Genomic DNA, 1673 nt, shown 5'->3' with positions numbered 1-1673 from the left:
GGTCCCAATGATCTTCATAACCATTATGCACGTAATCAACGTGATTTTCGTGTGTATGATGCTCCATGTAATCGTTCCCTTTTTCTTTGAGATTGATTTTTATACGATTAGTTTATCAAATAAATGAACATATGTGAATATGTGAGGAGGAGAATGATGATTTCAGAGGAATAACAGAAAAAATAGGCGATATTTTTTCTGTTTTGAGTAGACCAACACGAGTGACTTTTTTTATTTTAACAAGAACAAGCGAATGTCTCTAAAATTGTTTCTCATGTAAGTATTTCACAATCAGGTGTTTCGCATCAACTAAGGATTTTAAAAGAATATTATTTAGTCAAATCCACACGTGAAGGCAAAGAAATGGTTCATCCTCTATGTGATAGACACGTCAGTTCTATATGTTAACAAATTTTAGAACATATACAGGAAAGTTAAATAAACATGAGGAATAGCAGTGAAAAAAGACTACAAATTTTTAGAACTATAAGGAGGGATAAAATGAACCAGCCGCATAGAGCGTTTATAATCCACGTATGGGAAGTTTATCGGTTCCTTTAGAAAAACTAAAAAAGAAGGAGAAGAAATAAGATTATTTAGTTTCTCTCTATTTCAGGAGAACGTAAGTTATTGAGTGAGTTTGCTTTACAGGCAGGATAAAAAAACAATATGGGGGAGGAAAAGCCGCTGCTTTTCTAAGTGCGATTATTCAAGAATTAGGGGAGGTGGAAGAATGGACAGGAAAAATGATTGAAAATGACTATAGTCTTCTTTTATGCTAGAGACAAAAAAGTATTTGATAAAAATTATTTTATGAGAAAGTGAGGACATGATATGAAGTCATTGTGTATTGGACAAGTAATTACTGCTATAACAGTTCATGGAGAACGATTTACTGGAAAGGTAGAACGATTGAATGAGCATACGGTGATTTTAAGCAATGCTTCTTCTTTCGCACGTGTGGTTGTATCTGAAAAAGAATTAAAAAAACAAGGATGGACATGGGAGAAACCGCATCGAAAAGGTACATTAAGAGATGGAAGGATTATTTGATAAATATATTAATTGGGCATTGTTTCCAGCAATACCCAATTAATATAAGGAGAATAGCGGAGGAAGGGGAAGCCAGGGAGAAGTACGCTTTCAAACAGAGTGTAGGGGAGCTAAAGGGTATGTCAATTGGCTGAAAAAAGGCTTTCTTATAGGAACTCTGTAGGGAATCAGAGAAGAGATTTTTCACATAACTAGGCAGAAGTCGCACATCCTCTATAGATGGGTGATGAATGCCTAATTATGTTAAATATGCTTAGTTTTGAGGATGATTGCATTTTTTGACTATTTCAGAATAAATTATTGCATTTCATAGTTAAATATACTAAATAATTAATAGAGATTATTCTCAAATAATTATTCTAATTGGAGGAAATGATATGTCATTAATTGGAAAAGAGATTGGTTTATTCGAAGCGAAAGCTTATCACAATGGAAAATTTATCGATGTTTCATCAGAAGATTTTAAAGGAAAATGGAACGTTGTTTGTTTTTATCCTGCAGATTTCTCATTTGTTTGTCCGACAGAACTTGAAGATTTGCAAGACCAATATGCATCATTAAAAGAATTAGGCGCAGAAGTTTATTCTGTATCAACGGATACCCACTACACCCATAAAGCG

General features: G+C 33.6%; 2 protein-coding genes and 1 pseudogene. All 3 read left to right on the top strand.

Annotated elements, in window-relative coordinates; genetic code table 11:
- Nucleotides 1-258: 258 nt before the first annotated feature.
- Nucleotides 259-408: pseudogene (locus IGI96_RS19670) on the top strand (ArsR/SmtB family transcription factor); the annotation flags it as partial.
- A 426-nt stretch (nucleotides 409-834) separates the two neighbouring features.
- A complete protein-coding gene (locus IGI96_RS19665; protein WP_438785449.1) occupies nucleotides 835-1053 on the top strand; it encodes a hypothetical protein in 219 nt (72 codons plus the stop codon).
- 377 nt (nucleotides 1054-1430) lie between these two features.
- Nucleotides 1431-1673 (top strand): redoxin domain-containing protein (locus IGI96_RS19660; protein WP_438785709.1); only part of this gene is annotated, 243 nt, incomplete at its 3' end.

Origin of the sequence: Enterococcus sp. DIV0421 (genome assembly GCF_051713745.1) — a bacterium.
GTDB lineage: Bacteria > Bacillota > Bacilli > Lactobacillales > Enterococcaceae > Enterococcus_D > Enterococcus_D casseliflavus.
The sequence above is the reverse complement of the archived record's forward strand: the minus strand, read 5'-3'. Positions and strand labels throughout refer to the sequence as shown.